The organism is Escherichia sp. E3659 (assembly GCF_005781135.1).
Lineage (GTDB): Bacteria > Pseudomonadota > Gammaproteobacteria > Enterobacterales > Enterobacteriaceae > Escherichia.
In genome coordinates, this window is record NZ_VATQ01000008.1 from 76,807 (window position 1) to 101,748 (window position 24,942).

The 24,942-nt window shown below is 53.5% G+C and carries 22 protein-coding genes; 19 read left to right on the forward strand and 3 right to left on the reverse strand.

Annotated features, from left to right (window positions below; translation table 11 throughout):
* Positions 1-508 precede the first annotated feature (508 nt).
* From nuoA to nuoN, 13 genes are all read left to right on the forward strand, one after another.
* On the forward strand, positions 509-952 hold the full coding sequence (gene nuoA, locus FEK47_RS08580; RefSeq protein WP_000062997.1) for an NADH-quinone oxidoreductase subunit NuoA: 444 nt from the start codon (positions 509-511) through the stop codon (positions 950-952).
* Between the two features lie 15 nt (positions 953-967).
* A complete protein-coding gene (nuoB, locus tag FEK47_RS08585) occupies positions 968-1,630 on the forward strand; it encodes an NADH-quinone oxidoreductase subunit NuoB (RefSeq protein WP_000386733.1) in 663 nt (220 codons plus the stop codon).
* 93 nt (positions 1,631-1,723) lie between these two features.
* A complete protein-coding gene (nuoC, locus tag FEK47_RS08590) occupies positions 1,724-3,526 on the forward strand; it encodes an NADH-quinone oxidoreductase subunit C/D (protein WP_000247878.1) in 1,803 nt (600 codons plus the stop codon).
* Positions 3,527-3,528: 2 nt separating this feature from the next.
* The gene (gene nuoE / locus FEK47_RS08595; protein ID WP_000545042.1) at positions 3,529-4,029 is read left to right on the forward strand and encodes an NADH-quinone oxidoreductase subunit NuoE; all 501 of its coding nucleotides are present in this window, start codon (positions 3,529-3,531) and stop codon (positions 4,027-4,029) included.
* A complete protein-coding gene (gene nuoF / locus FEK47_RS08600; protein WP_000789500.1) occupies positions 4,026-5,363 on the forward strand; it encodes an NADH-quinone oxidoreductase subunit NuoF in 1,338 nt (445 codons plus the stop codon). Before nuoE ends, nuoF begins: the two co-directional genes overlap by 4 nt.
* Before the next feature lie 52 nt (positions 5,364-5,415).
* Positions 5,416-8,142: an NADH-quinone oxidoreductase subunit NuoG gene (nuoG, locus tag FEK47_RS08605; protein ID WP_135487483.1), complete on the forward strand. Its 2,727-nt coding sequence runs from the start codon at positions 5,416-5,418 to the stop codon at positions 8,140-8,142.
* Positions 8,139-9,116, forward strand: a complete 978-nt coding sequence (gene nuoH, locus FEK47_RS08610) for an NADH-quinone oxidoreductase subunit NuoH (RefSeq protein ID WP_000118685.1) — start codon at positions 8,139-8,141, stop codon at positions 9,114-9,116. The genes nuoG and nuoH overlap by 4 nt, the downstream gene beginning before the upstream one ends.
* 14 nt (positions 9,117-9,130) lie before the next feature.
* Positions 9,131-9,673, forward strand: a complete 543-nt coding sequence (nuoI, locus tag FEK47_RS08615; protein ID WP_000172749.1) for an NADH-quinone oxidoreductase subunit NuoI — start codon at positions 9,131-9,133, stop codon at positions 9,671-9,673.
* Positions 9,674-9,684: 11 nt separating this feature from the next.
* Positions 9,685-10,239 carry an NADH-quinone oxidoreductase subunit J gene (gene nuoJ / locus FEK47_RS08620; RefSeq protein ID WP_000393511.1) on the forward strand — a complete coding sequence of 185 codons (555 nt, stop codon included), beginning with the start codon at positions 9,685-9,687 and terminating at the stop codon, positions 10,237-10,239.
* A complete protein-coding gene (gene nuoK / locus FEK47_RS08625; RefSeq protein ID WP_000612644.1) occupies positions 10,236-10,538 on the forward strand; it encodes an NADH-quinone oxidoreductase subunit NuoK in 303 nt (100 codons plus the stop codon). The genes nuoJ and nuoK overlap by 4 nt, the downstream gene beginning before the upstream one ends.
* Positions 10,535-12,376: an NADH-quinone oxidoreductase subunit L gene (gene nuoL / locus FEK47_RS08630; protein ID WP_138183161.1), complete on the forward strand. Its 1,842-nt coding sequence runs from the start codon at positions 10,535-10,537 to the stop codon at positions 12,374-12,376. Before nuoK ends, nuoL begins: the two co-directional genes overlap by 4 nt.
* 230 nt (positions 12,377-12,606) lie before the next feature.
* The gene (gene nuoM, locus FEK47_RS08635; RefSeq protein WP_130216980.1) at positions 12,607-14,136 is read left to right on the forward strand and encodes an NADH-quinone oxidoreductase subunit M; all 1,530 of its coding nucleotides are present in this window, start codon (positions 12,607-12,609) and stop codon (positions 14,134-14,136) included.
* A gap of 6 nt (positions 14,137-14,142) precedes the next feature.
* Positions 14,143-15,600, forward strand: a complete 1,458-nt coding sequence (gene nuoN, locus FEK47_RS08640; RefSeq protein ID WP_000156701.1) for an NADH-quinone oxidoreductase subunit NuoN — start codon at positions 14,143-14,145, stop codon at positions 15,598-15,600.
* 68 nt (positions 15,601-15,668) lie between these two features.
* On the opposite strand, the gene FEK47_RS08645 is transcribed toward nuoN, so the two are convergent.
* Both FEK47_RS08645 and FEK47_RS08650 read right to left on the reverse strand, forming a co-directional pair.
* Positions 15,669-16,172, reverse strand: a complete 504-nt coding sequence (locus FEK47_RS08645) for a YfbM family protein (RefSeq protein ID WP_000525358.1) — start codon at positions 16,170-16,172, stop codon at positions 15,669-15,671.
* 102 nt (positions 16,173-16,274) lie between these two features.
* On the reverse strand, positions 16,275-17,246 hold the full coding sequence (locus FEK47_RS08650; RefSeq protein ID WP_135487534.1) for a M28 family metallopeptidase: 972 nt from the start codon (positions 17,244-17,246) through the stop codon (positions 16,275-16,277).
* A gap of 137 nt (positions 17,247-17,383) precedes the next feature.
* Here FEK47_RS08650 and FEK47_RS08655 point away from each other — a divergent pair, with 137 nt between their 5' ends.
* Complete coding sequence (locus FEK47_RS08655; protein ID WP_138183162.1) at positions 17,384-19,138, forward strand: VWA domain-containing protein; 1,755 nt, start codon at positions 17,384-17,386, stop codon at positions 19,136-19,138.
* A gap of 112 nt (positions 19,139-19,250) precedes the next feature.
* Here the strand turns inward: FEK47_RS08655 and rbn are convergent, their stop codons facing one another.
* Complete coding sequence (gene rbn, locus FEK47_RS08660; RefSeq protein WP_135487485.1) at positions 19,251-20,168, reverse strand: ribonuclease BN; 918 nt, start codon at positions 20,166-20,168, stop codon at positions 19,251-19,253.
* Positions 20,169-20,232: 64 nt separating this feature from the next.
* Here rbn and FEK47_RS08665 point away from each other — a divergent pair, with 64 nt between their 5' ends.
* The 5 genes from FEK47_RS08665 (at position 20,233) to menH (ending at position 24,942) form a co-directional block, all read left to right on the forward strand.
* Positions 20,233-20,694, forward strand: coding sequence for a GNAT family N-acetyltransferase (locus FEK47_RS08665; RefSeq protein ID WP_135487486.1), 462 nt, complete (start codon positions 20,233-20,235; stop codon positions 20,692-20,694).
* 54 nt (positions 20,695-20,748) lie between these two features.
* Positions 20,749-21,054, forward strand: a complete 306-nt coding sequence (gene elaB, locus FEK47_RS08670; RefSeq protein WP_000070621.1) for a stress response protein ElaB — start codon at positions 20,749-20,751, stop codon at positions 21,052-21,054.
* Positions 21,055-21,132: 78 nt separating this feature from the next.
* The gene (menF, locus tag FEK47_RS08675; RefSeq protein ID WP_135487487.1) at positions 21,133-22,428 is read left to right on the forward strand and encodes an isochorismate synthase MenF; all 1,296 of its coding nucleotides are present in this window, start codon (positions 21,133-21,135) and stop codon (positions 22,426-22,428) included.
* 88 nt (positions 22,429-22,516) lie between these two features.
* Entirely contained in the window at positions 22,517-24,187 is a 1,671-nt protein-coding gene (menD, locus tag FEK47_RS08680) for a 2-succinyl-5-enolpyruvyl-6-hydroxy-3-cyclohexene-1-carboxylic-acid synthase (RefSeq protein WP_135487488.1), read from the forward strand.
* Entirely contained in the window at positions 24,184-24,942 is a 759-nt protein-coding gene (menH, locus tag FEK47_RS08685; protein ID WP_135487489.1) for a 2-succinyl-6-hydroxy-2,4-cyclohexadiene-1-carboxylate synthase, read from the forward strand. The genes menD and menH overlap by 4 nt, the downstream gene beginning before the upstream one ends.

Sequence of the window (24,942 nt, forward strand, 5' to 3'; positions counted from 1 at the left end):
AGTGTTCATTTTTCAACCGTCCGCCATTCTCTATACGCGCGAACAAAAAATCGCCGGATAAAAATCTCCTGCTACAATGATGTTAAAAAATACGTGAATTTGTTGCTGTATTTTTGTTATGGATTAACAAAAGCGTGTCACAGATCAAGAAAATACTCTCTTTTAGGGGGAGGAATCGACACAAATTCCTGTCAAAATAGACCTGTATTTTTTCCATTGCTTCACAACGGACACGATTCAACAACATCTAATTTTCCTGGAGTCGTCAATGATCTGGGATGAAGAGCATTAAATGCAAGGGTTGTTGGTATTATGTAAATTAATGTGAAGAAACTTTTGTTAAAGTTGACAAAAGGTTATAGAAAGGGGTAAAAGACCACATCAATTCACTGTATAAAGTTGTTACTACAGTAGTTGTAAGGTTTTTTTTATTCCTCCCCATGAATCGATGTGGCGTCCATCTGCCGTGAAGAGCAGTGAATCTGGCGCTACTTTTGATGAGTAAGCAATGAGTATGTCAACATCCACTGAAGTCATCGCTCATCACTGGGCATTCGCTATCTTTCTTATCGTTGCCATTGGCCTGTGTTGCCTGATGCTGGTAGGCGGTTGGTTTTTAGGCGGTCGCGCACGCGCGAGGTCGAAAAACGTGCCGTTTGAATCCGGTATCGACTCGGTCGGCTCCGCCCGCTTACGCCTGTCCGCCAAGTTTTATCTGGTGGCCATGTTCTTCGTTATCTTCGACGTTGAAGCGCTGTATCTGTTCGCATGGTCAACCTCTATCCGCGAAAGCGGCTGGGTAGGCTTTGTGGAAGCTGCAATTTTTATTTTTGTGTTACTGGCAGGTCTGGTTTATCTGGTGCGTATTGGCGCGCTGGACTGGACGCCCGCGCGTTCACGCCGCGAGCGTATGAACCCGGAAACGAACAGTATCGCTAATCGTCAACGCTAACCGCGAGGCATTAAGATGGATTATACGCTCACCCGCATAGATCCCAACGGTGAGAACGACCGTTACCCCCTGCAAAAGCAGGAGATCGTAACCGACCCTCTGGAGCAAGAAGTTAACAAAAACGTGTTTATGGGCAAGCTCAATGACATGGTTAACTGGGGTCGTAAAAACTCAATTTGGCCGTATAACTTCGGTCTTTCCTGCTGTTACGTTGAGATGGTGACTTCGTTTACCGCGGTGCATGACGTGGCGCGTTTTGGCGCAGAAGTATTGCGTGCTTCGCCGCGTCAGGCTGACCTGATGGTGGTGGCAGGAACCTGCTTTACCAAAATGGCACCGGTTATTCAGCGTCTGTATGACCAGATGCTGGAACCAAAATGGGTTATCTCAATGGGTGCCTGTGCCAACTCTGGCGGTATGTACGATATTTATTCCGTTGTGCAGGGCGTCGATAAATTCATCCCGGTTGATGTGTATATCCCGGGCTGCCCGCCGCGTCCTGAAGCGTACATGCAGGCACTGATGCTGTTGCAGGAATCTATCGGCAAAGAACGTCGTCCGCTCTCCTGGGTGGTTGGCGATCAGGGCGTTTATCGCGCCAATATGCAATCAGAGCGCGAACGCAAGCGCGGTGAACGCATTGCCGTAACCAACCTGCGTACACCTGACGAGATTTAATTTGCGCCTGTCGGCAAAGGGATTTTTCTTCGCTTATTCCTAAATCTATTTCGCGAAGCTTACTGCGCCGACAGTCACCACGGACCATTTGCAATGGTGAACAATATGACCGACTTAACCGCGCAAGAACCCGCCTGGCAGACCCGCGATCATCTTGATGATCCGGTGATTGGCGAACTGCGCAACCGTTTTGGGCCGGATGCCTTTACTGTTCAGGCGACTCGCACCGGGGTTCCCGTTGTGTGGATCAAGCGTGAACAATTACTGGAAGTTGGCGATTTCTTAAAGAAACTGCCGAAACCTTACGTCATGCTGTTTGACTTACACGGCATGGACGAACGTCTGCGCACACACCGCGAAGGGTTACCTGCCGCGGATTTTTCCGTTTTCTACCATCTGATTTCTATCGATCGTAACCGCGACATCATGCTGAAGGTGGCGCTGGCAGAAAACGACCTGCACGTACCGACCTTCACCAAACTGTTCCCGAACGCTAACTGGTATGAGCGTGAAACCTGGGATCTGTTTGGCATTACTTTCGACGGTCACCCGAACCTGCGCCGCATCATGATGCCGCAAACCTGGAAAGGTCACCCGCTGCGTAAAGATTACCCGGCGCGCGCTACCGAATTCTCGCCGTTTGAGCTGACCAAAGCCAAACAGGATCTGGAGATGGAAGCCCTGACCTTCAAACCGGAAGAGTGGGGAATGAAGCGCGGCACCGAAAACGAGGACTTCATGTTCCTCAACCTCGGCCCGAACCACCCGTCGGCGCACGGGGCTTTCCGTATCGTTTTGCAGCTCGATGGCGAAGAGATTGTCGACTGCGTACCAGACATCGGCTACCACCACCGTGGTGCGGAGAAAATGGGCGAACGCCAGTCCTGGCACAGCTACATTCCGTATACCGACCGTATCGAATACCTCGGCGGCTGCGTTAACGAAATGCCTTACGTGCTGGCGGTAGAGAAACTGGCCGGGATCACCGTGCCGGATCGCGTTAACGTCATTCGCGTTATGCTCTCCGAACTGTTCCGCATCAACAGTCACCTGCTGTATATCTCGACCTTTATTCAGGACGTCGGCGCAATGACGCCCGTGTTCTTTGCCTTTACCGATCGTCAGAAAATTTACGATCTGGTGGAAGCAATCACGGGTTTCCGTATGCACCCGGCGTGGTTCCGTATTGGCGGCGTAGCGCACGACCTGCCGCGCGGCTGGGATCGCCTGCTGCGTGAGTTCCTCGACTGGATGCCGAAACGTCTGGCGTCTTACGAGAAAGCGGCGCTGCAAAACACCATTCTGAAAGGTCGTTCCCAGGGCGTTGCCGCCTATGGCGCGAAAGAGGCGCTGGAGTGGGGTACCACTGGCGCGGGCCTGCGTGCTACCGGGATCGACTTCGACGTGCGTAAGGCGCGTCCTTATTCTGGCTATGAAAACTTCGACTTTGAAATCCCGGTGGGTGGTGGTGTTTCTGACTGCTACACCCGCGTAATGCTGAAAGTGGAAGAGCTGCGCCAGAGTCTGCGCATTCTTGAGCAGTGCCTCAACAACATGCCGGAAGGCCCGTTCAAAGCGGATCACCCGCTGACCACGCCGCCGCCGAAAGAGCGCACGCTGCAACATATCGAAACCCTGATCACCCACTTCCTGCAAGTGTCGTGGGGGCCGGTGATGCCTGCCAATGAATCTTTCCAGATGATTGAGGCGACCAAAGGGATCAACAGTTACTACCTGACCAGCGACGGTAGCACCATGAGTTATCGCACTCGTATCCGCACGCCGAGTTATGCGCATTTGCAGCAAATTCCGGCGGCGATCCGCGGCAGCCTGGTGTCTGACCTGATTGTTTATCTGGGCAGTATCGATTTTGTTATGTCAGATGTGGACCGCTAATTATGCACGAGAATCAACAACCACAAACCGAGGCTTTTGAGCTGAGTGCGGCAGAGCGTGAAGCGATTGAGCACGAGATGCACCACTACGAAGACCCGCGTGCGGCGTCCATTGAAGCGCTGAAAATCGTTCAGAAGCAGCGTGGCTGGGTGCCGGACGGCGCGATCCACGCGATCGCCGATGTGCTGGGTATTCCGGCGAGCGACGTTGAAGGTGTGGCAACGTTCTACAGCCAGATCTTCCGCCAGCCGGTTGGTCGCCATGTGATCCGTTATTGCGACAGCGTGGTCTGTCATATCAACGGTTACCAGGGTATTCAGGCGGCGCTCGAGAAAAAGCTGAACATCAAACCAGGGCAAACGACATTTGATGGCCGCTTTACGCTGCTGCCAACTTGCTGCCTGGGGAACTGTGATAAAGGGCCAAACATGATGATCGATGAGGACACTCACGCGCATCTGACCCCGGAAGCGATCCCTGAACTGCTGGAGCGGTATAAATGAAAAACATTATCCGTACTCCCGAAACGCATCCGCTGACCTGGCGTCTGCGCGATGACAAACAGCCAGTGTGGCTGGACGAATACCGCAGCAAAAACGGTTACGAAGGCGCGCGTAAGGCGCTGACCGGGCTGTCTCCGGACGAAATCGTTAATCAGGTAAAAGACGCTGGTCTGAAAGGGCGCGGCGGCGCGGGCTTCTCGACTGGCCTGAAATGGAGCCTGATGCCGAAAGACGAATCCATGAACATCCGTTACCTGCTGTGTAACGCCGATGAAATGGAGCCGGGCACCTATAAAGACCGCCTGCTGATGGAGCAACTGCCGCACCTGCTGGTGGAAGGTATGCTCATCTCCGCGTTTGCGCTGAAAGCTTACCGTGGCTACATCTTCCTGCGTGGCGAGTATATCGAAGCGGCAGTGAATCTGCGCCGTGCCATTGCCGAAGCCACCGAGGCAGGGCTGCTTGGCAAAAACATTATGGGAACAGGTTTCGATTTCGAACTGTTCGTCCATACCGGGGCAGGGCGCTACATCTGCGGCGAAGAAACAGCGTTAATCAACTCCCTGGAAGGGCGTCGCGCTAACCCGCGCTCGAAGCCTCCCTTCCCGGCGACCTCCGGCGCATGGGGTAAACCGACCTGTGTCAACAACGTCGAAACCCTGTGTAACGTTCCGGCGATCCTCGCTAACGGCGTGGAGTGGTATCAGAACATCTCGAAAAGTAAAGATGCTGGCACCAAGCTGATGGGCTTCTCTGGTCGGGTGAAAAATCCGGGCCTGTGGGAACTGCCGTTTGGCACCACCGCACGCGAGATCCTCGAAGATTACGCCGGTGGTATGCGTGACGGTCTGAAATTCAAAGCCTGGCAGCCAGGCGGCGCGGGGACTGACTTCCTGACCGAAGCGCACCTTGACCTGCCGATGGAATTCGAAAGTATCGGTAAAGCAGGCAGCCGTCTGGGTACGGCGCTGGCGATGGCGGTTGACCATGAGATCAACATGGTGTCGCTGGTGCGTAACCTGGAAGAGTTTTTCGCCCGTGAGTCCTGTGGCTGGTGTACGCCGTGCCGCGACGGTCTGCCGTGGAGCGTGAAAATTCTGCGTGCGCTGGAGCGTGGTGAAGGTCAGCCGGGCGATATCGAAACACTTGAGCAACTGTGTCGATTCTTAGGTCCGGGTAAAACTTTCTGTGCCCACGCACCTGGTGCAGTGGAGCCGTTACAGAGCGCCATCAAATATTTCCGCGAAGAATTTGAGGCGGGAATCAAACAGCCGTTCAGCAATACCCATTTGATTAATGGGATTCAGCCGAACCTGCTGAAAGAGCGCTGGTAACCGAATTTCGATTAACGCTCGGTCCCTGACCGAGAAAACTGGAAGCATGCTAATGGCTACAATTCATGTAGACGGCAAAGAATACGAGGTCAACGGAGCGGACAACCTGCTGGAAGCTTGTCTGTCTCTGGGCCTTGATATTCCTTACTTTTGCTGGCATCCGGCGCTGGGAAGCGTCGGTGCTTGCCGCCAGTGTGCGGTGAAGCAATACCAAAACGCGGAAGACACGCGTGGTCGCCTGGTGATGTCCTGTATGACACCGGCTTCCGATGGCACATTTATTTCCATTGACGACGAAGAAGCGAAACAGTTCCGTGAAAGTGTGGTCGAGTGGTTAATGACCAACCACCCGCACGACTGTCCGGTATGTGAAGAAGGCGGTAACTGCCATCTTCAGGATATGACCGTGATGACCGGGCATACCTTCCGTCGCTACCGTTTCACCAAACGTACCCACCGCAATCAGGACCTGGGGCCATTCATCTCTCACGAAATGAACCGCTGCATCGCCTGCTACCGCTGCGTGCGTTACTACAAAGATTACGCTGACGGTACAGATCTGGGCGTTTATGGCGCGCACGACAACGTCTACTTCGGTCGCCCGGAAGACGGCACGCTGGAAAGCGAATTTTCCGGTAACCTGGTCGAAATTTGCCCGACCGGCGTATTTACCGACAAAACGCACTCCGAGCGTTACAACCGTAAATGGGATATGCAGTTTGCGCCGAGCATCTGCCAGCAATGTTCCATCGGCTGTAACATCAGCCCCGGCGAGCGTTATGGCGAACTACGTCGTATCGAAAACCGTTACAACGGTACGGTAAACCACTACTTCCTCTGCGACCGTGGTCGTTTCGGTTACGGCTACGTCAATCTGAAAGACCGTCCGCGTCAGCCGGTACAGCGTCGTGGCGATGATTTCATTACCCTCAACGCCGAACAGGCAATGCAGGGCGCAGCAGATATTCTGCGTCAGTCGAAGAAAGTGATCGGTATTGGTTCTCCGCGTGCCAGCGTGGAAAGCAACTTTGCGCTGCGTGAGCTGGTGGGCGAAGAAAACTTCTATACCGGTATCGCTCACGGTGAGCAGGAGCGTCTGCAACTGGCGCTGAAAGTACTGCGTGAAGGCGGCATTTATACGCCGGCACTGCGCGAAATCGAATCTTACGATGCGGTACTGGTGCTGGGCGAAGACGTTACCCAGACCGGCGCGCGTGTCGCGCTGGCGGTGCGTCAGGCGGTGAAAGGAAAAGCACGCGAAATGGCGGCAGCACAGAAAGTGGCTGACTGGCAGATTGCGGCAATCCTCAACATCGGCCAACGTGCGAAGCATCCGCTGTTTGTTACCAACGTTGATGACACCCGTCTGGATGATATCGCGGCGTGGACTTACCGCGCACCGGTTGAAGATCAGGCGCGTTTAGGTTTTGCCATCGCTCATGCGCTGGATAACTCCGCGCCAGCGGTTGACGGTATTGAGCCTGAGCTGCAAAGCAAAATCGACGTCATCGTGCAGGCACTGGCTGGTGCGAAGAAACCGTTGATTATCTCCGGGACGAACGCCGGTAGCGCTGAAGTGATTCAGGCGGCGGCTAACGTCGCAAAAGCCCTGAAAGGTCGCGGCGCTGACGTCGGTATCACCATGATTGCCCGTTCCGTCAACAGCATGGGGCTGGGCATTATGGGCGGTGGATCGCTTGAAGAAGCGTTAACCGAACTGGAAACCGGACGCGCCGACGCGGTGGTGGTGCTGGAAAACGATCTGCATCGTCACGCTTCCGCTACCCGCGTGAATGCTGCGCTGGCTAAAGCGCCGCTGGTGATGGTGGTTGACCATCAACGCACAGCGATCATGGAAAACGCCCATCTGGTGCTTTCCGCCGCCAGCTTTGCTGAAAGCGACGGTACGGTAATTAATAATGAAGGCCGCGCCCAACGTTTCTTCCAGGTTTACGACCCGTCCTATTACGACAGCAAAACTGTCATGCTGGAAAGCTGGCGCTGGTTACACTCGCTGCACAGCACCCTGCTGAGCCGTGAAGTGGACTGGACGCAGCTCGACCACGTGATTGACGCCGTTGTGGCGAAAATCCCGGAACTGGCAGGTATCAAAGATGCTGCACCGGATGCGACATTCCGCATTCGTGGGCAGAAACTGGCCCGTGAGCCGCACCGTTACAGCGGTCGTACCGCCATGCGCGCCAACATCAGCGTTCATGAGCCGCGTCAACCGCAGGATATTGACACCATGTTCACCTTCTCGATGGAAGGTAACAACCAGCCGACCGCGCACCGTTCGCAAGTGCCGTTTGCCTGGGCGCCGGGCTGGAACTCCCCGCAGGCGTGGAACAAATTCCAGGACGAAGTGGGCGGCAAACTGCGCTTTGGCGATCCCGGTGTGCGTCTGTTTGAAACCAGCGAGAATGGTCTGGATTACTTCACCAGCGTACCGACACGCTTCCAGCCGCAGGACGGGAAATGGCGTATCGCGCCGTATTACCACCTGTTTGGCAGTGATGAATTGTCACAGCGTGCTCCGGTCTTCCAGAGTCGTATGCCGCAGCCGTACATCAAACTCAACCCAGCGGATGCCGCGAAGTTAGGTGTAAACGCAGGTACACGCGTCTCCTTTAGTTACGATGGCAACACGGTCACGCTGCCGGTTGAAATCGCCGAAGGGCTGACGGCAGGGCAGGTGGGCTTGCCGATGGGTATGTCCGGCATTGCTCCGGTGCTGGCTGGCGCGCATCTTGAGGATCTCAAGGAGGCACAACAATGAGTTGGTTATCACCGGAACTGATTGAGATCCTGCTGACCATCCTCAAAGCGGTGGTGATCCTGCTGGTGGTTGTCACCTGTGGGGCATTCATGAGCTTTGGCGAACGTCGCCTGCTGGGTCTGTTCCAGAACCGTTACGGACCTAACCGTGTTGGCTGGGGCGGTTCGCTCCAGCTGGTCGCGGACATGATCAAAATGTTCTTTAAAGAAGACTGGATCCCGAAATTCTCGGATCGCGTCATCTTTACCCTGGCACCGATGATTGCCTTTACCTCGCTGCTGCTGGCCTTTGCAATTGTGCCAGTCAGTCCGGGTTGGGTGGTTGCCGACCTGAACATCGGGATTTTGTTCTTCCTGATGATGGCAGGTCTGGCGGTTTACGCGGTGCTGTTTGCGGGCTGGTCAAGTAACAACAAATACTCGCTGCTGGGTGCGATGCGTGCTTCTGCGCAGACCCTGAGCTACGAAGTGTTCCTCGGGCTTTCCCTGATGGGCGTGGTGGCGCAAGCCGGTTCATTCAACATGACCGACATCGTCAACAGCCAGGCGCATGTGTGGAACGTCATCCCGCAATTCTTTGGTTTTATTACCTTTGCCATCGCGGGCGTGGCGGTGTGTCACCGTCACCCGTTTGACCAGCCGGAAGCCGAGCAGGAACTGGCGGATGGTTACCACATTGAATATTCCGGCATGAAGTTCGGTCTGTTCTTCGTGGGTGAGTACATCGGGATTGTGACCATCTCTGCACTGATGGTGACGCTGTTCTTCGGTGGCTGGCAAGGCCCGTTGTTACCGCCATTCATCTGGTTCGCGCTGAAAACCGCGTTCTTTATGATGATGTTCATTTTGATTCGTGCGTCGTTACCGCGTCCGCGTTATGACCAGGTAATGTCCTTCGGCTGGAAAATCTGCCTGCCGCTGACGCTGATCAACTTGCTGGTAACGGCGGCTGTCATTCTCTGGCAGGCGCAATAAGGGGCAATAAGACCATGACCTTAAAAGAATTGTTAGTAGGTTTCGGCACCCAGGTTCGTAGTATCTGGATGATCGGCCTGCACGCGTTCGCCAAACGCGAAACGCGAATGTACCCGGAAGAGCCGGTCTATCTGCCGCCCCGTTATCGTGGTCGTATCGTTCTGACCCGCGACCCGGACGGCGAAGAGCGTTGCGTAGCCTGTAACCTCTGCGCGGTAGCCTGCCCGGTCGGCTGTATCTCGCTGCAAAAAGCAGAAACCAAAGACGGTCGCTGGTATCCGGAATTTTTCCGCATCAACTTCTCACGCTGCATTTTCTGTGGTCTGTGCGAAGAAGCCTGTCCGACCACGGCGATTCAGTTAACCCCGGATTTCGAAATGGGGGAATACAAGCGCCAGGATCTGGTTTACGAGAAAGAGGATCTGCTGATCTCCGGTCCGGGCAAATACCCGGAATATAACTTCTACCGGATGGCAGGTATGGCAATCGACGGCAAAGATAAGGGCGAAGCAGAGAACGAAGCCAAGCCCATCGACGTCAAGAGCCTGTTACCGTAAGGAGAGGGGCAATGGAGTTCGCTTTTTATATCTGTGGCCTGATAGCCATACTTGCGACCTTGCGAGTGATCACCCATACCAATCCGGTACACGCACTGCTGTACCTGATTATTTCGCTGCTGGCGATTTCCGGGGTGTTCTTCTCGCTGGGCGCTTACTTCGCCGGTGCGCTGGAAATTATCGTCTACGCGGGTGCCATTATGGTGCTGTTCGTGTTCGTGGTGATGATGCTCAACCTGGGCGGTTCAGAAATCGAACAGGAACGCCAGTGGCTGAAACCGCAGGTGTGGATTGGTCCGGCAATTTTGTCGGCCATCATGCTGGTGGTGATTGTTTACGCCATCCTTGGTGTTAATGATCAGGGTATCGACGGTACGCCAATCAGTGCTAAAGCAGTGGGTATTACGCTGTTTGGGCCTTACGTACTGGCGGTGGAACTGGCTTCAATGCTGCTGCTCGCGGGTCTGGTTGTGGCCTTCCACGTCGGTCGTGAAGAGCGTGCGGGTGAAGTGCTGAGCAATCGTAAAGACGACAGCGCGAAAAGAAAAACGGAGGAGCACGCATGATCCCCTTACAACATGGACTGATCCTCGCGGCAATCTTATTCGTTCTTGGCTTAACCGGTCTGGTTATCCGTCGCAATCTGCTGTTTATGCTGATTGGTCTGGAAATCATGATTAACGCCTCCGCGCTGGCCTTTGTGGTCGCCGGAAGCTACTGGGGCCAGACCGACGGTCAGGTGATGTACATTCTCGCCATTAGCCTCGCGGCGGCAGAAGCGAGTATCGGCCTTGCGCTGCTGCTGCAACTTCACCGTCGTCGCCAGAACCTGAACATCGATTCAGTAAGTGAGATGCGCGGATGAACATGCTTGCCTTAACCATTATTTTGCCATTGATTGGCTTCGTCCTGCTGGCGTTCTCCCGTGGGCGCTGGTCTGAAAACGTCTCGGCGATCGTCGGCGTTGGCTCTGTGGGCCTGGCGGCGCTGGTAACCGCCTTTATCGGCGTTGACTTCTTCTCTAACGGTGAGCAGGCATATAGCCAGCCGCTGTGGACGTGGATGTCGGTAGGCGACTTTAACATCGGTTTTAACCTGGTGCTGGACGGCCTGTCGCTGACCATGCTCTCGGTGGTCACTGGTGTGGGTTTCCTTATTCACATGTACGCCTCCTGGTATATGCGTGGTGAAGAGGGCTACTCTCGCTTCTTCGCTTACACCAACCTGTTCATCGCCAGCATGGTGGTTCTGGTGCTTGCCGATAACCTGCTGCTGATGTACCTCGGCTGGGAAGGCGTGGGCCTGTGCTCCTATCTGCTGATCGGTTTCTATTACACCGATCCGAAGAATGGCGCAGCGGCAATGAAAGCGTTCGTCGTGACCCGTGTGGGTGACGTGTTCCTCGCTTTCGCGCTGTTCATTCTCTACAACGAGCTGGGTACGCTGAACTTCCGCGAAATGGTGGAACTGGCGCCTGCGCACTTTGCTGACGGCAATAACATGCTGATGTGGGCGACGCTGATGCTGCTGGGCGGTGCGGTCGGTAAATCCGCGCAGTTGCCGTTGCAGACATGGCTTGCCGACGCGATGGCGGGCCCGACGCCTGTCTCCGCGCTGATCCACGCCGCAACGATGGTAACCGCAGGTGTCTACCTGATCGCCCGTACCCACGGCCTGTTCCTGATGACCCCGGAAGTTCTGCATCTGGTCGGTATCGTGGGTGCGGTGACGCTGGTGCTGGCAGGCTTTGCCGCGCTGGTACAGACCGACATCAAACGTGTTCTCGCTTACTCTACCATGAGCCAGATTGGCTACATGTTCCTCGCGCTTGGCGTGCAGGCATGGGATGCGGCGATTTTCCACTTGATGACCCACGCGTTCTTTAAAGCGCTGCTGTTCCTGGCATCCGGTTCCGTCATTCTGGCCTGCCATCACGAACAGAACATCTTCAAGATGGGCGGTCTGCGTAAATCTATTCCGCTGGTTTATCTCTGCTTCCTGGTGGGCGGCGCAGCACTGTCGGCACTGCCGCTGGTCACTGCGGGCTTCTTCAGTAAGGATGAGATCCTCGCGGGTGCGATGGCGAATGGTCATATCAATCTGATGGTGGCAGGTCTGGTCGGTGCGTTTATGACCTCGCTCTACACCTTCCGTATGATTTTCATCGTCTTCCACGGAAAAGAACAAATTCACGCTCACGCCGTGAAAGGGGTAACTCACAGCCTGCCGCTGATTGTGCTGCTGATCCTTTCCACCTTCGTTGGCGCACTGATTGTACCGCCGCTGCAGGGTGTGCTTCCGCCAACGACGGAACTGGCGCACGGCAGCATGTTGACCCTGGAAATTACCTCTGCCGTGGTCGCGGTGGTCGGCATTCTGCTGGCAGCCTGGCTGTGGCTGGGTAAACGTACTCTGGTGACCTCCATCGCCAACAGTGCGCCGGGCCGCCTGCTGAGTACCTGGTGGTACAACGCCTGGGGCTTTGACTGGCTGTACGACAAAGTGTTCGTCAAGCCGTTCCTGGGTATTGCCTGGTTGCTGAAACGCGATCCGCTGAACTCAATGATGAACATCCCGGCTGTCCTTTCCCGCTTTGCAGGTAAAGGCCTGCTGTTAAGCGAGAACGGCTACCTGCGCTGGTATGTGGCATCCATGAGCATCGGTGCGGTCGTGGTGCTGGCACTGTTGATGGTACTGCGTTGAGTTGTTGGCTGAGTGAATATACCCGGCGTTGTGCCGGGTCTGTGAACTAAGAATAAATTTTAGGTAACTGTTCCTGAAGTACAGGCGTCATCGGCGAAGTCAGACCGGATACCGCCAGCGCACAGCAACCGGAGCGTACTTAAGTACGTGAGGATTGCGAGCACTGCCGGGATTCGGGCTGGCGAGTGAGATAGCCTGAGCAGGAGTAAATATAAGGGACATACTTAGCTATGTTATTACCCTGGTTAATACTAATCCCCTTTATTGGCGGCTTCCTGTGCTGGCAGACCGAACGCTTTGGCGTCAAGGTGCCGCGCTGGATCGCGCTGATCACCATGGGATTGACGCTGGCGCTGTCGCTGCAACTGTGGTTGCAGGGCGGTTATTCACTGACGCAATCCGCCGGAATTCCGCAGTGGCAGTCTGAATTCGACATGCCGTGGATCCCGCGTTTTGGTATCTCTATCCATCTCGCCATTGATGGTTTGTCACTGCTGATGGTCGTGCTGACCGGTCTGCTCGGCGTGCTGGCCGTACTCTGTTCGTGGAACGAGATCGAAAAATATCAGGGCTTCTTCCACCTCAACCTGATGTGGATCCTGGGCGGCGTTATCGGCGTGTTCCTTGCCATCGACATGTTCCTGTTCTTCTTCTTCTGGGAAATGATGTTGGTGCCGATGTACTTCCTGATCGCACTGTGGGGGCATAAAGCTTCTGACGGTAAAACGCGTATCACGGCGGCAACCAAGTTCTTCATTTACACCCAGGCGAGTGGTCTGGTGATGTTGATCGCCATCCTGGCGCTGGTTTTTGTTCACTACAATGCGACTGGCGTCTGGACCTTCAACTATGAAGAGCTGTTGAATACGCCAATGTCCAGTGGTGTGGAATATCTGTTGATGCTGGGCTTCTTCATCGCGTTTGCGGTGAAAATGCCGGTGGTTCCGCTGCATGGCTGGCTGCCAGATGCGCACTCCCAGGCACCGACCGCTGGTTCCGTGGACCTCGCAGGGATCTTGCTGAAAACCGCCGCTTACGGTCTGCTGCGTTTCTCCCTGCCGCTGTTCCCGAACGCGTCGGCAGAGTTTGCGCCAATCGCTATGTGGCTGGGTGTTATCGGCATCTTCTACGGTGCGTGGATGGCCTTCGCCCAGACCGACATCAAACGTCTGATCGCCTACACCTCGGTTTCCCACATGGGCTTCGTGCTGATTGCCATCTACACCGGCAGCCAGTTGGCCTACCAGGGCGCGGTAATCCAGATGATTGCGCACGGCTTGTCGGCGGCGGGTCTGTTTATTCTCTGCGGTCAGCTCTATGAACGTATCCATACCCGCGACATGCGCATGATGGGCGGTCTGTGGAGCAAAATGAAATGGCTGCCAGCACTGTCGCTGTTCTTTGCGGTGGCAACGCTTGGGATGCCTGGCACCGGTAACTTCGTCGGCGAATTTATGATTCTGTTCGGCAGCTTCCAGGTTGTCCCGGTGATTACCGTTATCTCTACCTTTGGGCTGGTCTTTGCATCTGTTTATTCGCTGGCGATGTTACATCGCGCTTACTTCGGTAAAGCGAAAAGCGAGATTGCCAGCCAGGAACTGCCAGGGATGTCGCTGCGTGAGCTGTTTATGATCCTGTTGCTGGTGGTGCTGCTGGTACTGCTGGGCTTCTATCCGCAGCCGATTCTGGATACCTCGCACTCCGCGATTGGCAATATCCAGCAGTGGTTTGTTAATTCCGTTACTACTACAAGGCCGTAAATCGCCATGACAATAACTCCACAAAACCTGATCGCACTGCTACCGTTGCTGATCGTCGGCTTGACGGTGGTGGTTGTGATGCTCTCCATTGCGTGGCGACGCAATCATTTCCTCAACGCTACGCTCTCGGTTATTGGGCTTAACGCGGCGCTGGTTTCGCTCTGGTTTGTCGGCCAGGCGGGCGCTATGGACGTTACGCCGCTGATGCGCGTTGATGGTTTCGCCATGCTTTACACCGGGCTGGTATTGTTGGCGAGCCTCGCCACCTGTACTTTCGCCTACCCGTGGCTTGAAGGCTATAACGACAACAAGGACGAGTTCTACCTGTTGGTGTTAATTGCCGCGCTGGGCGGGATCCTGCTGGCGAATGCCAACCATCTGGCGTCTCTGTTCCTCGGTATCGAACTGATCTCTTTGCCGCTGTTTGGCCTGGTCGGTTACGCTTTCCGCCAGAAACGTTCGCTGGAAGCCAGTATCAAATACACCATCCTTTCTGCCGCAGCGTCTTCTTTCCTGCTGTTCGGTATGGCGCTGGTGTATGCGCAGTCTGGCGACCTGTCGTTTGTCGCGCTGGGTAAAAACCTCGGCGACGGTATGCTCAACGAGCCGCTGTTGCTGGCAGGTTTCGGCCTGATGATTGTTGGCCTCGGCTTCAAACTCTCTCTGGTGCCGTTCCACCTGTGGACGCCAGACGTATACCAGGGCGCGCCTGCGCCGGTTTCCACTTTCCTGGCGACGGCGAGCAAAATCGCTATCTTCGGTGTGGTGATGCGTCTGTTCCTCTACGCGCCGGTGGGTGACAGCGAAGCGATTCGCGTGGTGCTGGCGATTATCGCCTTTGCCTCCATCATCTTCGGTAATCTGATGGCGCTGAGCCAGACCAATATCAAGCGTCTGCTCGGTTACTCATCTATCTCTCACCTCGGCTATCTGCTGGTGGCGCTGATTGCACTGCAAACCGGCGAGATGTCGATGGAAGCGGTAGGGGTTTACCTCGCCGGTTATCTGTTCAGCAGCCTCGGCGCGTTCGGCGTGGTCAGCCTGATGTCCAGCCCGTATCGTGGCCCGGATGCTGATTCCCTGTTCTCTTACCGCGGACTGTTCTGGCATCGTCCGATCCTCGCGGCGGTGATGACGGTGATGATGCTGTCTCTGGCCGGTATTCCAATGACGCTGGGCTTTATCGGGAAGTTCTACGTGCTGGCGGTCGGTGTCCAGGCACACTTGTGGTGGCTGGTGGGTGCCGTGGTTGTCGGTTCGGCAATCGGTCTCTACTACTACCTGCGCGTGGCGGTGAGCCTGTACCTGCACGCACCGGAACAACCGGGTCGCGATGCACCGTCAAACTGGCAGTACAGCGCAGGCGGTATCGTGGTGCTGATCTCTGCACTGCTGGTTCTGGTGCTGGGTGTATGGCCACAACCGCTGATTAGTATTGTGCGTTTGGCAATGCCGCTGATGTAAGCAGTCAGTTCGTAAGTCAGGAAGCCGCCGACATGTTCGGCGGTTTTTTTATGGTGCCTTTGACACCATCACCCAACAATAACCGTCAGCGCATGATTCCCTTGTCGCAGCATACGTCGATACGCGCTAATCAGCTTTTCCATATCAAGCATGATCGAAGCAAAGAGTTGGCCCTCTAACTCTTCTGAAAAGGTCACTCCCGGATAAATCTCCATTTCATTGAGTCGCTTAATGGAAAACTGTTTACGCAGCTCACTTCGATCCAGAGCTTCCAGGCGGTCGATTGTCGCGGCTAACTCCTGATTCCAGGTCAATCCCAGGAAACCATCTATGCCATCTTCGAGGCTGTGTTCACCAAGCACTGCGCGACTTAGCGGGTCATTCTTCGCGGGGTCAAATGCAGAGGTGCCTGTCAGCCCAAAGTGTAAAAAATCCCAGCGTTTATCAATATCCAGTCGGCGTAATCCTGAAAGCGTGTCATGTATATTATCCATCAAAGGTTTTTCAGTAGACTCAAGCAGTTGGTTAATTTTCTCTGAGTCAATTTCTGCAAAATAGCCAATCATTCCCATTTGTTTTTCCTCCGTTGAATTTAATTTTTCGCATCTTAAAACAGACGAGGGAAAATAAAATGTGCATGTTGTTTTTTCTGGATCCTCCTCGAGGAATTTTTATTATTTACTAGTTTGCAACAAGGTTATAACGCCATTCACAACCTGAGCCATTTTCTGATAATTGAGTCTGTCTGCGGTATCGCCAGGTAAGTGATATTGTTTATTACGATAAAAAGCGGTGTCGGTAATCATTACGGCGGGAATATCGTGTTGCCAATAATTAAGGTGGTCGGAGAAGTCGATACCGGGAATAAAACCTGGCGCATTAATAGAATAAACAGGCAACTCTGTTGCTGATAACAACGCAGATTTTACCTGACGCACAGCGCCGATATCCTGCACTCTGCCGACGACAGCAATAAAATCACCACGGTCGGGATAAAGCCAGGACATGACAGAGTAAGGGTAATCCTGACTCCCAGGCGCAGAGTCGTAATAGCCAATCATCTCCAGCGCTATCATTAATCTCACTGGACGCTCAAGCGAAGCTGCATGTATCGCGCTCCCCATTTCATCGCTACGAAAGAAGGGCGGTTCTTCCGACGCATAGGCGACCAGTTGCACACCTATTTTCGGCGCTTGCTGCTGTAACAAACGTGCCAGTTCGAGTAATCCTGCCACACCGCTGGCGTTATCATCCGCGCCCGGCGTATAGGTTAATTGATCGTTTTCGTAACTGCTGGCAGAGTCATAGTGCGCACCAATAATAATCAGCGGTCCATCGGCAGGACCATAATCAGCAACAATGTTTTTGTAGGGGCCACCAGTAATGGGGACGTCCTGCACGGTAACTCTGGCACCGCTACTGACAAAGACCTCTTTTATATACTCAGCGGATCTATTCAGATTATCAATATTGTCTGCACTACGTGGATGCACAGTTTGTGTAAAATAACGAACTGTTTTTTCTAATTGCTCGGGACTTGCGTGCTGGGGCGTTGGCGGTAATGCATTGACCCAGGGCTGATAAAAAACAATCAGAGGAAGTGAAAGCAGGAACAATATAAAAAAGGGAAAAGTTATTTTTTTCATATGCAAATTATTAATGGGTTTCGTTGTTGAATCATTATTTGTTATGGGTTTCGAGATTGTATTTTATTAAGATTGGTCGGATTATACAAAGAGTCTATTTTATGTCTGGTAGCTGAATTTATTTAAAAGGATTTTATATGCGAAATAAAAATATAATCATGTTGCTTATTAGTAGTTTGATTTTGTCAGGATGTGGGCCGGAATCTGATGATAAGGAAAGTCAGCAACAACAATCTACTACACCAACAGACCAGCAAGTGCTTGCCGCGCAACAAGCGGCAACAAAAGTGGCGGAGCAAAGCGCCGCCAAAGCCGCTGCAGACGCGAAAGCCTTAGCCCAGCAAGAAGTGCAACAATATTCAGACAAACAGGCTTTGCTGGGGCGATTGCAGGCGGCTCCAAAATATCAACATGCAGCCAGAGAAAAAGCAGCCTCCCAAATCGCAAATCCAGGAACCGCTCGCTACCAGCAGTTCGATGATAATCCGGTTAAGCAGGTAGCGCAAAACCCGTTGGCGACGTTTAGCCTTGACGTCGACACCGGCAGCTATGCAAATGTACGGCGTTTCCTCAATCAAGGGCTGTTACCTCCGCCAGACGCTGTGCGGGTGGAGGAGATGGTCAATTATTTTCCGTCAGACTGGGTTATTAATGATAAAAGCAATAATAAAGAGCCTGTTCCCGCCACTAAGCCAATACCTTTCGCTATGCGCTACGAACTGGCATCTGCGCCCTGGAATGAGCAGCGAACATTGTTGAAAGTTGATATCCTGGCGAAAGATCGCAAAAGTGAAGAGTTACCAGCTTCTAATCTGGTCTTTCTTATCGACACTTCTGGTTCAATGATTTCTGATGAACGTTTGCCACTTATTCAGTCTTCGTTGAAATTATTGGTCAAAGAACTTCGGGAGCAGGACAACATTGCCATCGTGACCTACGCTGGCGACTCCCGTATTGCGTTGCCTTCTACCTCAGGGAATCACAAGTCGGAAATTAATGCCGCGATTGATTCGCTGGATGCACAAGGTAGTACCAATGGCGGTGCCGGGCTGGAACTGGCTTATCAGCAGGCGGCGAAGGGGTTTATTAAGGGCGGCATCAATCGCATTTTATTGGCCACTGACGGTGACTTTAACGTTGGCATTGACGATCCAAAATCGATTGAATCAATGGTCAAAAAACAGCGGGAGTCCGGTGTTACTCTTTCGGCGCTTGGCGTGGGGGATGACAATTACAACGAGGCAATGATGGTGCGAATTGCCGATGTTGGTAACGGCAACTACAGCTACATTGATACCCTCTCTGAAGCGCAGAAAGTGTTGAACAGTGAAATGCGGCAGACGTTGATTACCGTAGCAAAAGATGTCAAAGCGCAAATAGAGTTTAACCCCGTGTGGGTAACGGAATACCGTCAGATTGGTTATGAAAAGCGCCAACTTCGGGCGGAGGATTTTAATAACGACAACGTTGATGCGGGGGATATTGGTGCAGGTAAACATATAACGTTGTTATTCGAATTAACGCTGAACGGGCAAAAAGCATCAATTGATAAGTTACGCTATGCCCCGGATAACAAATCAGCAAAATCGGATAAAGCGAAAGAACTGGCCTGGTTAAAGATTCGTTGGAAATACCCGCAGGGAAAAGAAAGTCAGTTAGTTGAATTCCCGTTGACACCCACAATAAACGCACCGTCAGAAGATATGCGTTTTCGCGCAGCAGCCGCTGCGTTTGGGCAAAAATTGCGCGGTTCTGAATACCTGAATAATACATCCTGGCAGCAGATCGAACAGTGGGCGCGGCAAGCGAAAGGACCGGATCAACAAGGCTACAGAGCGGAATTTATTCGCCTGATTGGGCTGGCGGAAGGTCTGGACAATTCACAAAACTAAAAATGATATATCTGTTTGCCGGATATCGACATCAAGCGTATTCGGCAAACAGATGAAAAATAAGTGCGTTGGCATCATTAAATTAATCTGCCAACTAACCATCGCTTTCGACTTAAATGCTAAACACCGCGAAATCACTCGCCAGTTCTGTTGCCGGGAAAATTGAACGGCATTCGTGTAACAAGTGCTGACAGCCTTTATCATCATAGCGCGAACTAACATGGGTAATGATTAGCTTACCGACACCAGCCTCACGGGCCAGTGCCGCCGCCTGGCGTGTGGAGCTGTGGCCGCGACTGTTGGCTTTGGCCTCCATCGCCATATCCAGAGTCGCTTCGTGAACCATTACGTCGACACCTTTAGCCAGCGTCAGCGCGGCATCGCAAGGACCCGTATCGCCGAAAATGGCGATCGCTTTTCCTGGTGTAGGCGCGGCTAAGTAATCAGCGCCGTTAATCTGCCGACCATCTTCCAATGTGACAGTTTTTCCGGCTTTCAAATCCTGAAACAATGGGCCAGGCGGTACGCCCGCGGCCTTTAATGCCTGAGCATTCAGCGCACCAGGCTTATCATGTTCTTCTACGCGATAGCCGTAACATTCCAGCGGATGTTCCATCGGATAAGCGGTCACTTTACGCAAGCCATCATCAAGAATTTCGCCTGCGCTAATTTCAATAATCTCCAGTGGATAATCGGTCCACGAGCCACTAATACGTAACGCTGTCTCAACAAATTCACGGATACCTTTCGGACCATAAATGGTTAAGGGTTGCACAATGCCTGACATGGAACGACTGCACAGCAAACCGGGCAGACCGAAAAGATGATCGCCGTGAAGATGGCTAATAAAAATCCTGTCCAGTTTGCCGGGATTAAACACCGTGTGCAGCATTTGGTGTTGAGTGCCTTCGCCACAGTCAAATAACCAAAGTCCGGCCTGGGTCGGATGTTGCAGATTGAGCAATATCGCCGTGACATTACGCGCCCGGGTCGGAACTCCCGCCGAAGTACCTAAGAAAATTAATTCCATAAGACCATCACATTTCTAAAAATAATCCGGCTAGTATAAGGCATACAACCAAAAGGAGCGCATCATGATCGACTGGCAGGATCTTCATCACTCTGAATTATCGGTTTCTCAGCTTTATGCCTTATTACAACTGCGTTGTGCGGTATTCGTTGTCGAACAAAACTGTCCTTATCAGGATGTCGATGGTGACGATCTGGTAGGTGAAAATCGTCATATTCTCGGCTGGCAAAACGGGAAACTGGTAGCGTATGCGAGGATTCTGAAAAGTGATGATGATCTCGAACCGGTGGTGATTGGTCGGGTGATTGTCGGCGAAGCGTTGCGGGGCGAAAAAGTGGGGCAGCAACTGATGAGTAAGTCGCTGGAATCATGTACGCGCCACTGGCCGGACAAGGCGATTTATCTGGGCGCGCAGGCGCACTTACAAAACTTTTACCGCAGTTTTGGCTTTATCCCTGTGACCGACATTTACGAGGAAGATGGTATTCCCCACATTGGGATGGCGCGCGAAGTCATTCAGGCGTAATTGATAACCGTTGTCTATAGTTAGTGGCAGGTTTTAAGCAAATGGAGAACGAGAATGTCTAATCAATTTGGTGATACACGCATCGATGACGACCTGACGTTGCTGAGTGAAACACTGGAAGAAGTGCTGCGCTCCTCTGGCGATCCCGCCGATCAGAAATATGTTGAGCTGAAGGCGCGAGCAGAGAAGGCGCTGGATGATGTGAAAAAAAGAGTCAGTCAGGCTTCAGACAGCTATTACTATCGGGCGAAGCAAGCGGTTTATCGTGCCGACGACTACGTTCATGAAAAACCGTGGCAGGGGATTGGCGTTGGCGCTGCGGTTGGTTTGGTATTAGGACTGTTGCTGGCACGCCGTTAAAACCTCCCTACACTGGGGTACTGCATTTTTTTTGCAGTACCCCGTATAATGTGAGGCTTTTAACAGGGAGAGGTCCGCGTGCAATCACTCACTACGGCGCTGGAAAATCTATTGCGCCATCTGTCGCAAGAGTTTCCAGCGACGCCCGGCATTCGGGTTTTTGATGTTCCTTTCCCATTAAATGACGCCTTTGATGCCTTAAGCTGGCTGGCCAGCCAGAAAATGTATCCGCAATTTTACTGGCAACAACGCAATGGTGATGAAGAGGCTGCCGTGCTGGGTACAATAGCCAGCTTTTCGTCGCTGGAGCAGGCGCAGCGTTTTCTCCGACAACACCCGGATCATACCGACTTACGTATCTGGGGGCTGAATGCGTTTGACCCTTCCCAGGGCAATTTACTCCTCCCGCGGTTGGAATGGCGACGCTGTGCAGGCAAAGCGACCCTTCGACTGACCCTTTTCAGTGAAAACTCCCTTCAGCACGACGCACATCAGGCAAAGGAATTCATTGCGGCTCTGGCAAACATTAAACCGTTGCCAGCTTTGCATTTAACCATCACCCAAGAAAATCACTGGCCGGACAAACCAGGTTGGACGGGGTTAATTAAACTGGCGACCGACACCATTGCTGAAGGTGAACTGGATAAAGTGGTGTTGGCGCGGGCGACCGATCTGCATTTCTCCGATTCAGTTAACGCGGCGGCAATGATGGCTGCCAGTCGTCGGTTGAACCTGAACTGCTACCATTTCTACATGGCCTTTGATGGCGAAAGTGCGTTCCTGGGTTCATCTCCTGAGCGGCTTTGGCGGCGGCGTGACAAAGCGTTGCGTACTGAAGCACTGGCGGGAACGGTAGCGAATCATCCTGATGATAAACAGGCGCAGCAACTGGGTGAGTGGCTGATGGCGGATGATAAAAACCAGCGCGAGAATATGCTGGTGGTGGAAGATATCTGCCAGCGATTACAGGCAGATACCCAGGCGCTGGATGTTTTACCGCCGCAGGTGCTTCGTCTGCGTAAAGTGCAGCATCTGCGTCGCTGTATCTGGACCTCGCTTAATACGGCAGATGATGTGGTTTGTCTGCATCAGTTGCAGCCAACGGCAGCGGTGGCTGGTTTACCGCGCGATTTGGCACGGCAGTTCATCGCCCGGCACGAACCGTTTACCCGTGAATGGTATGCGGGGTCTGCGGGCTATCTCTCATTACAACAAAGCGAATTCTGCGTTTCCCTGCGCTCGGCGAAAATCAGTGGCAATGTCGTGCGATTGTATGCCGGAGCGGGTATTGTCCGAGGCTCAGACCCCGAACTGGAGTGGCAGGAAATCGACAACAAAGCGGCAGGACTGCGCACTTTATTACAATTGGAATAGTAATGAGTCGCATCATTACCGATTCATATCAATAATCTATTTTTGTAGCTCCTTATACTTAGCCGCAATATTGATACCGGACAAACTCATGTCAGTAAGCGCATTTAACCGACGCTGGGCGGCGGTCATTCTGGAAGCATTAACACGTCACGGCGTCAGACACGTCTGCATCGCCCCTGGCTCTCGTTCTACGCCATTAACTCTGGCGGCGGCGGAAAATTCCGCATTCATTCATCACACTCATTTTGATGAGCGTGGGCTGGGGCATCTGGCGCTGGGACTGGCAAAGGTCAGCAAACAGCCAGTGGCGGTGATAGTGACTTCCGGCACGGCGGTAGCGAATCTCTATCCGGCACTGATTGAAGCTGGGTTAACCGGAGAAAAACTGATCCTGTTAACCGCCGATCGTCCTCCGGAACTGATTGACTGCGGCGCGAATCAGGCAATTCGTCAGCCGGGTATGTTCGCCTCTCATCCTACGCATAGCATTTCATTGCCGCGCCCGACCCAGGATATCCCCGCACGTTGGCTGGTTTCTACCATCGACCACGCTTTAGGCACGCTGCATGCGGGTGGGGTCCATATCAACTGCCCGTTTGCCGAACCGCTGTATGGCGAAATGGACGACACCGGGCTTAGCTGGCAACAGCGGCTGGGTGACTGGTGGCAGGATGATAAGCCGTGGCTGCGTGAAGCGCCTCGTCTGGAAAGTGAAAAACAGCGCGACTGGTTCTTCTGGCGGCAAAAACGCGGCGTGGTGGTTGCCGGGCGCATGAGTGCGGAAGAGGGCAAAAAAGTTGCACTGTGGGCGCAAACTCTTGGCTGGCCGCTGATTGGCGACGTGCTGTCGCAAACCGGGCAGCCGCTGCCGTGTGCCGATCTCTGGTTAGGCAATGCCAAAGCGACCAGCGAACTGCAACAGGCGCAAATTGTGGTGCAACTGGGAAGCAGCCTGACGGGGAAACGGCTCCTGCAATGGCAGGCAAGCTGTGAGCCAGAAGAGTACTGGATTGTTGATAACATCGAAGGGCAGCTTGACCCGGCACACCACCGTGGACGTCGCCTGGTCGCCAATATTGCCGACTGGCTGGAGTTGCATCCGGCTGAAAAACGTCAGCCCTGGTGCGTGGAGATCCCGGGTCTGGCTGAACAGGCGATGCAGGCAGTTATTGCCCGTCGCGATGCGTTTGGCGAAGCACAACTGGCGCACCGCATCAGCGACTATTTGCCTGAACAGGGGCAACTGTTTGTTGGTAACAGCCTGGTCGTGCGTCTGATTGATGCGCTTTCGCAACTTCCGGCAGGTTACCCGGTGTACAGCAACCGAGGGGCCAGCGGTATCGACGGGCTGCTCTCGACTGCCGCCGGCGTTCAGCGGGCAAGCGGCAAACCGACGCTGGCGATTGTGGGCGATCTCTCTGCTCTTTACGATCTCAACGCGCTGGCGCTATTGCGTCAGGTTTCCGCGCCGCTGGTATTAATTGTGGTGAACAACAACGGCGGGCAAATTTTCTCGCTGCTGCCGACGCCGAAAAGCGAGCGCGAGCGTTTCTATCTGATGCCGCAAAACGTCCATTTTGAGCACGCTGCCGCGATGTTTGAGCTGAAATATCATCGTCCGCAAAACTGGCAGGAACTTGAAACGGCACTTGCCGATGCCTGGCGCACTCCGACCACCACGGTAATTGAAATGGTGGTTAACGACACCGACGGCGCGCAAACGCTCCAGCAACTGCTGGCGCAGGTAAGCCATTTATGATCCTGCACGCGCAGGCAAAACACGGCAAACCAGGTTTACCCTGGCTGGTGTTTTTGCACGGTTTTTCCGGCGATTGTCATGAATGGCAGGAAGTCGGCGAGGCGTTTGCCGACTACTCGCGGTTGTATGTTGATCTGCCAGGTCACGGTGGTTCGGCGGCAATTAGCGTCGATGGATTTGATGATGTCACCGGATTACTGCGTAAAACTTTGGTTAGTTACAACATCCTTAAGTTCTGGCTGGTGGGGTACTCGCTCGGCGGACGGGTGGCGATGATGGCGGCTTGTCAGGAGATGGCGGGGCTTTGTGGCGTGATTGTCGAAGGTGGGCATCCTGGGCTGCAAAGTGCTGAACAACGCACGGAACGTCAGCTTTCCGATCATCGCTGGGCGCAGCGTTTTCGCACAGAACCGTTAACGGCGGTATTTGCCGACTGGTACCAACAGCCTGTTTTTGCCTCGCTCAATGATGATCAACGCCGGGAGCTGGTGGTGCTGCGCAGCAACAATAATGGCGCAACCCTTGCCGCCATGCTGGAGGCGACTTCTCTCGCCGTTCAGCCTGATTTACGTGCTAACCTTAGCGCCCGCGCATTTGCGTTTTATTATTTATGTGGTGAACGTGACAGCAAATTCCGCGCTCTGGCGGCGGAACTGGCTGCCGACTGCCATGTCATTCCTCGCGCCGGACATAACGCGCATCGGGAAAATCCCGCTGGCGTAATCGCAAGTCTGGCGCAGATCTTGCGTTTCTGA

What these genes read in the sequence shown, in the direction of transcription:
- nuoA (WP_000062997.1), top strand. Translation starts at nt 509, where the DNA reads ATGAGTATGTCAACATCCACTGAAGTCATCGCTCATCACTGGGCATTC.
- nuoB (WP_000386733.1), top strand. Translation starts at nt 968, where the DNA reads ATGGATTATACGCTCACCCGCATAGATCCCAACGGTGAGAACGACCGT.
- nuoC (WP_000247878.1), top strand. Translation starts at nt 1,724, where the DNA reads ATGGTGAACAATATGACCGACTTAACCGCGCAAGAACCCGCCTGGCAG.
- nuoE (WP_000545042.1), top strand. Translation starts at nt 3,529, where the DNA reads ATGCACGAGAATCAACAACCACAAACCGAGGCTTTTGAGCTGAGTGCG.
- nuoF (WP_000789500.1), top strand. Translation starts at nt 4,026, where the DNA reads ATGAAAAACATTATCCGTACTCCCGAAACGCATCCGCTGACCTGGCGT.
- nuoG (WP_135487483.1), top strand. Translation starts at nt 5,416, where the DNA reads ATGGCTACAATTCATGTAGACGGCAAAGAATACGAGGTCAACGGAGCG.
- nuoH (WP_000118685.1), top strand. Translation starts at nt 8,139, where the DNA reads ATGAGTTGGTTATCACCGGAACTGATTGAGATCCTGCTGACCATCCTC.
- nuoI (WP_000172749.1), top strand. Translation starts at nt 9,131, where the DNA reads ATGACCTTAAAAGAATTGTTAGTAGGTTTCGGCACCCAGGTTCGTAGT.
- nuoJ (WP_000393511.1), top strand. Translation starts at nt 9,685, where the DNA reads ATGGAGTTCGCTTTTTATATCTGTGGCCTGATAGCCATACTTGCGACC.
- nuoK (WP_000612644.1), top strand. Translation starts at nt 10,236, where the DNA reads ATGATCCCCTTACAACATGGACTGATCCTCGCGGCAATCTTATTCGTT.
- nuoL (WP_138183161.1), top strand. Translation starts at nt 10,535, where the DNA reads ATGAACATGCTTGCCTTAACCATTATTTTGCCATTGATTGGCTTCGTC.
- nuoM (WP_130216980.1), top strand. Translation starts at nt 12,607, where the DNA reads ATGTTATTACCCTGGTTAATACTAATCCCCTTTATTGGCGGCTTCCTG.
- nuoN (WP_000156701.1), top strand. Translation starts at nt 14,143, where the DNA reads ATGACAATAACTCCACAAAACCTGATCGCACTGCTACCGTTGCTGATC.
- FEK47_RS08645 (WP_000525358.1), bottom strand. Translation starts at nt 16,172, where the DNA reads ATGGGAATGATTGGCTATTTTGCAGAAATTGACTCAGAGAAAATTAAC.
- FEK47_RS08650 (WP_135487534.1), bottom strand. Translation starts at nt 17,246, where the DNA reads ATGAAAAAAATAACTTTTCCCTTTTTTATATTGTTCCTGCTTTCACTT.
- FEK47_RS08655 (WP_138183162.1), top strand. Translation starts at nt 17,384, where the DNA reads ATGCGAAATAAAAATATAATCATGTTGCTTATTAGTAGTTTGATTTTG.
- rbn (WP_135487485.1), bottom strand. Translation starts at nt 20,168, where the DNA reads ATGGAATTAATTTTCTTAGGTACTTCGGCGGGAGTTCCGACCCGGGCG.
- FEK47_RS08665 (WP_135487486.1), top strand. Translation starts at nt 20,233, where the DNA reads ATGATCGACTGGCAGGATCTTCATCACTCTGAATTATCGGTTTCTCAG.
- elaB (WP_000070621.1), top strand. Translation starts at nt 20,749, where the DNA reads ATGTCTAATCAATTTGGTGATACACGCATCGATGACGACCTGACGTTG.
- menD (WP_135487488.1), top strand. Translation starts at nt 22,517, where the DNA reads ATGTCAGTAAGCGCATTTAACCGACGCTGGGCGGCGGTCATTCTGGAA.
- menH (WP_135487489.1), top strand. Translation starts at nt 24,184, where the DNA reads ATGATCCTGCACGCGCAGGCAAAACACGGCAAACCAGGTTTACCCTGG.